A 5,761-nucleotide genomic window follows, 5' to 3' on the forward strand; every position below is an offset into this window, starting at 1 on the left:
TCTGAAAACAGAAATAGCTCGAAGATAAATCCGTCGATTTACCTTCGAGCTAATCTTAGTATGTTTAGTCGGGTTCGACTTGGCAGACTTGGAGTGATTTCACAAGTAAGGAGCGAGCGAATGCTTCGCTCTTATCCTTACTTGCTCCAATCATCCAAGCCTGAACGCCAAGTCTCACACCCTTTTTTAACAAATACAAAGCTTTTGCCTGTGCTATACTAAGAGTAGTTTATTTCAAGGAGGGATTGTGTTGGAATCCAATCAAAAACAATTGAGCGCTGCTTTCAAACAATCGAGCTCGAAGTTGGCGCTAGCCGCGGAGGGGATCTTGGTAGGGATCCTGGCTGGTTTAGGGGCGGTGGCTTACCGCTATATCCTGACTTATGCTGGGACCTGGCAGCAGGCTCTCTACCAGATGACGAATTTTCCTTGGCTAATTGGTCTTTTTTTATTTTTAGGGATAATGGGGGCCTTAACGGGTATTCTCGTCCAATTGGCGCCCCTGTCCAGTGGGTCTGGGATTCCCCAGGTGTCAGGCGAACTTTTGGGTGAGATGTCTATGCGGCCTCTGCCCACGCTCTTTTCTAAATATCTGGGGGGATTTATGGCCATGCTAGCGGGGATGTCCCTGGGGCGGGAAGGGCCATCTATCCAGATCGGGGCGGCAATCAGCAAGGCCTATACTAAATGGCGCAAGCATGGCGACCTGAGCCAGCGTATCCTTCTAACCTCGGGAGCCAGCGCCGGCTTGTCAGCTGCCTTCAATGCACCGATTGCCTCGACCCTTTTTGTGGTTGAAGAAGTCCATAAGAATATCTCCCCCTTTATTCTTATTCCTGCTCTCTTGGCATCCATCAGTGCCGACCTGGTATCCAAGTGGGTCTTTGGCTTGACCCCATCCTTTGCGATCAAAATGGACCAACTTCTTCCCCAAACTAGTTATTACTTAATTATTATCCTGGGTCTTGTGACAGCCCTAGTGGGGACGACCTTCAATCAGGTTCTTTTAGCGTTCCAGCGTTTTTTACAGAAGCACTTCCCAAATGTTGTGGTTCGGATTGCCCTAGGGTTTCTCTTAACGGGGCTTATTGTGTGGGCTTTCCCCGCCTTGGCGGGTAGCGGGCATGACTTGGTCTACCAGTATTTAGAGATGCCTTGGCCCCTTAAAAGCTTAATCCTAGTCCTCGTCGGAAAACTACTCTTCACCTGTTTCTGTTATGGGACTTCCACACCGGGCGGGATCTTCTTGCCCACCCTCGTGATGGGATGTTTGACTGGGGCAGCCAGCTTCCAAGTTTTCAGCCTATTTATCGATTTAGATCCTGATCTCTTAGCTAATTTTGTCGTTCTAGGCATGGCAGGGGTCCTGACGGCAGTCGTCCGTTCGCCACTAACTTCCATGGTTCTTGTCCTAGAGATGGTGGGGAGTTTGCAGAACTTCCTGCCTGTAGCCATTGTGGCCATCACAGCTTATCTGCTTGCAGAAGCCCTCAAGGTGGCCCCTATCTACGATAGCCTCTATGACCGTATGCGGCCTCTCCCCCAAGACCATAAAGAAAAGGAAGCCGCTATTTTGGAGTTTGATGTGCCCCTGACTTCTTCGCTAGCGGGGAAGAAACTAGCCGACCTGGACCTCCCCCAAGAAATTCTCATCGCTTCTATTGTGCGCGGTCGGGCCAGCCTTGTGCCTAAGGGGGCAACTACCATCCAAGCTAAAGACCGGCTCCTGATTGTGACCTCCAAGGATCATTTAGCAGCTACCAAGAAGCTTTTCCGAGAGGCTGCCAAGACCTAGGCCAAGTATTTTATAGAGACGAAACAATAATGTATCGCAAAAGAAAATAAGCAATGATTCGTCTAAAAGAACGAGCGCTTAGAAAGTGCTTGTTCTTTTTATTTGGCAAACATTTTATGAAAGGGATGCTTAAGCAATGGTTGGGCTTATGTAATTTTTAGGTAAAAGAAATGTAAATCTTTCATGAAAAATCCCCAGATGGAGTAAAAATTTGCTAGTCTATAAGTGTCTAAAATTTTATGTTTTTAGACGATAAAATACGATTAATTGGAGGTATACTTGTAATGTTAGGAACTCAGACTTTGGTGGCCGATTTTTCTGTGACCGAGGACCTTGAAGCTCTTTACAAGCGAGCTAAACGTGTAAAGACGCTGAATCTTCGCGAGCAGGTGGTCTATCTCCACTACCAAGCAGATGCTGACCGCAAGGCTGGTCGTACCTTGGTGGTATGTAGTGACGGGTCAATCTTTAGGACCCAATCAAAGCCGGAAATCCTGATCCAGAATTATAGCGAGCGGATGGCTAAGGAACAGTTCTTCCATCAGAAACTGACAAAGAAACCTTTTCAGCCTGTCGTGAGTGCGGATTTAATCTTTGTTCCTTTGAAATCTGTTAAGCGGGGTAGTCCTTCCTGGCTAGCTCTCCATCAGGTTTACCGTCTGCCTAATTTGAAGGAGAAGAGTCGCCACACCATTGTGGAGGGGATGACCAATATTCACCTAACCCTCGACGTGCGTCCTAGCCGTTTTATTCACCTGGTTAGACAGGCTTATTTAAGCTGGGTCTTTCTCAATATGTCGGTCCTCTTGCATACACCTAAGCAGCCCCCTTATTTCAAAATAGAAGATTTAGAGAATAGTCACCTCTTCCAAAGAATGCTCTACACTGAAGCTTCTGACCAATTTAGTGAGCTCTACCAAACAGCTGAAGACATCCATAGGGAGCGTTACAGTGAACAGCTGGAGCTCTGGCATGAACGGGTCTTAGACTTTATCCATTAGATTAAAGTATGCTATAGTAGGAGAGTATGACAAAAGTCGTTTAGGCCTGAATCAGCTAACGCTTACGATATCTGTAACTCGCTGGGCGTCGAACAGCTATAGCAGCTGTCCGCGAATTATATCCAAGCCTTGAGCAAGGCTTGGACATAGTTCGAAGTTTGGTTTGCAAGAGCAGACTTGAAGTGACTTCACCCAATCGAAACGATCAGCCAAAGCCGCTCTTTTTCGTTTGGGCTCCAGTCATTCAAGTCTAACCGGTCTTGCTCTCACCCTGATAGTCGGGTTCGGTCGCGCAGAAGTGGCTCCTCTTCACAAAGATCCGCCGAAGACTTTCAGTCTTCTTTGTCTCTTTGCTCCAGAGGTCCACTTCTAGCCGCGCTCCCTCTCACCCTATATGAAGTGGGTGTCAGGACTGACTTTTGGAACAGATTTTTGAAAGAAGTTTGTTATTAAAAAAGAGGATAGATCTTTTGCCCAGACTCTATAGTGAAAGGAGGCTCAGCTATGGCAAAGAAGAACTACCAAGGCCCAGTGCGGCTCTCAGACTTATCCGGCGATCATGTGAAAAAAAACTCCGCTGATCAGGCTAAGAAAGCAAGTCAACAGAAGGCGAAGCCCCGCCAGGCTCAAGATTTGGTCCAAGCAGCGCAAGCGCTGAAAGCCAAAAAAATAGATCAAAAACCGCAGCCTCCGCGAACAGACAATGACCAGGAAAAGTCTGAAGAAGCAGAGCTGTCCGGTGAAATCACCAAGATTGAAGCGCAAAAGCGGCGCAAACATCGCTTTAATATTTATCTCAACCAAAGCTATGCCTTTCCTGTAAGTGAAGCGACCCTGGTTAAGTTTGCTTTGGCCAAGGGTCAGGTCTTAAGTGCTGAGCAAGTAGCTGAGATCCAAGTAGCTGAAGCCGCTGCCCAGGCCTATCAGACAGCAGTGAATTATCTGAGTCATCAATTGCGTTCGGAGAAGGAGATCCGTCAACGGCTCCAGCGTGATGATTGGCCTGAAGGGGTGATTGACCAAACTATCCAGCGCTTAAAAGAACTGCGACTCGTCGATGACTTGGTTTATGGCCAGTCCTATACCCGGACGGCTATGCGCCTGCAGAAGAAGGGGCCCGGTCAAATTCAGCGCAAATTAAAGGAAAAGGGCCTCAGCGAGTCGACCATCCAACAAGCTCTGGAGGAGTATGATGACCAAACTGCCCAGGACAATATTGAAGAGCTGGCGTCTAAACGTTTGAAGCAACAAATGCGAAAATATGCCCAGCGCGATAGTGAACAGCGCACAATGCGTTATTTGATGCAGAAGGGCTTCGATAGTGATGCAGCCAAGCAAGCGGTCCAAAGAGCGAGTCAAGACCTTGTTGATGACGATCTAGAAGATGATAAATTGGACCAGCAAGGCCAGAAGTACTGGCGCAAGTACCGCCGCCTAGACCCTAAAGAACGCTATTTTAAAGTCAAACAACAGCTTTACCGGAGGGGCTTTGAAGCCGGGGCGATTAAGCAATGGCTAGACCAAGTGATGGAGAAGGAAGAGGGATAATTTGCAGATACAAGACCATAAGCCCGAAGATTGGTTGGGGCGGAGTGCAATTGAAGACTTGGGCCCAGATATCCATGGCGTCCAAGTCTGGGGGCCTAAGACTAATGAGAAGTTTCAGACCGCTTTGCTGGATTGGTATGACCAACATGGCCGCAGCCTTCCTTGGCGCGAATCGAAATCAGCCTATGCCGTCTGGGTCTCTGAAATCATGCTCCAACAGACCCAAGTGGACACGGTTATCCCTTACTATCAGAACTTTATGCAAAAGTTTCCGGATGTTAAGGCTTTGGCTCAAGCTGAAGAAGCGGACCTATTAAAGGCCTGGGAAGGCTTGGGTTATTATTCTCGGGTTCGCAATATGCAGGCGGCTGCCCAAACCATTATGGACGATTACGATGGTGAATTCCCCAGTGACTTAAAGGAAATCCAATCACTTAAGGGGATTGGTCCTTATACAGCAGGGGCCATCGCTTCGATTGCTTTCAATGTCGTGACACCAGCTATCGATGGCAATGCCATGCGGGTCTTCGCCCGGCTTTTTACAGTGAGTGCAGACATTGCCCAGGCTAAGAACCGGAAGATTTTTCAGGCATTGGGCGAGTATCTCGTGGATCCCAAACGTCCAGGTGACTTCAACCAAGCCATTATGGACCTAGGTTCGAGTTATCAAAGGGCCAAGGATCCTAATCCTGAAGCTAGCCCCCTAAGAGACTTCAACCTATCGACTTTAACGGGGACGACCTTGGATTATCCTGTCAAGAGCAAAAAAGCCAAGGCCAAGCATTACTACTATGATGCCTTGGTATTGGAAGATAAAGCTGGGCGGGTCCTTATTTGCCAGCGCCCTGAAACGGGTTTATTGGCTAAGATGTGGACCGTCCCCCTCCTTGAGCGCAAGGAGGCGGCTAAAGGAGACGCGCCACTCGGTCCTCTCTTCGCCGACCAAGTGGCTGAAGACGACCAGGCGATCTACGACAACTTACTTGCCGAAAGCCAAACCCACTACCATGTCAGTCCTATCTTCTACAAGCGCCAGCTCGCCGAAGTCAAACACGTCTTCAGCCACCAAGTCTGGCATATCCGGGTCTACCAAGGCCAGCTAAAGGAAGATGCTGACCAAGTCATCGACCGCCTATCCAAGCAAGGAGCCAGCAACTGGTCCTGGCTCAAACTCAGCGACATGACCCAACACGCCTTCCCCACCGTCCAAATGAAAATCTGGCAAGCCTATGAAAAAAACAGGGTGTGAGCAAGAGCGCTTAGACTTGAATGACTGGAGCCCAAACGAAAAAAGAGCGGCTTTAGCCGATCGTTTCGATTGGATGAAGTCACTTCAAGTTTGCTCTTGCGAACCCGACTAAACATACTAAGATTAGCTCGAAGGTAAATCGACGGATTTATCTTCGAGCTATTTCTG

The 5,761-nt window shown here is 48.4% G+C and carries 4 protein-coding genes; all 4 read left to right on the forward strand.

Features of this window, described 5'->3' with window-relative positions; genetic code table 11:
• Positions 1-250 precede the first annotated feature (250 nt).
• The 4 genes from QP860_RS10245 to mutY all read left to right on the forward strand — a co-directional run bounded on the left by QP860_RS10245 (position 251) and on the right by mutY (position 5,593).
• A complete protein-coding gene (locus QP860_RS10245; RefSeq protein ID WP_284911291.1) occupies positions 251-1,795 on the forward strand; it encodes a ClC family H(+)/Cl(-) exchange transporter in 1,545 nt (514 codons plus the stop codon).
• A 284-nt stretch (positions 1,796-2,079) separates the two neighbouring features.
• Positions 2,080-2,796, forward strand: a complete 717-nt coding sequence (locus tag QP860_RS10250) for a hypothetical protein (RefSeq protein ID WP_284911292.1) — start codon at positions 2,080-2,082, stop codon at positions 2,794-2,796.
• Positions 2,797-3,300: 504 nt separating this feature from the next.
• Positions 3,301-4,344 carry a recombination regulator RecX gene (recX, locus tag QP860_RS10255; protein WP_284912757.1) on the forward strand — a complete coding sequence of 348 codons (1,044 nt, stop codon included), beginning with the start codon at positions 3,301-3,303 and terminating at the stop codon, positions 4,342-4,344.
• A gap of 1 nt (position 4,345) precedes the next feature.
• Entirely contained in the window at positions 4,346-5,593 is a 1,248-nt protein-coding gene (gene mutY / locus QP860_RS10260) for an A/G-specific adenine glycosylase (RefSeq protein ID WP_284912759.1), read from the forward strand.
• Positions 5,594-5,761 lie beyond the last annotated feature (168 nt).

Source organism: Aerococcus sp. UMB1112A (genome assembly GCF_030230715.1).
Lineage (GTDB): Bacteria > Bacillota > Bacilli > Lactobacillales > Aerococcaceae > Aerococcus.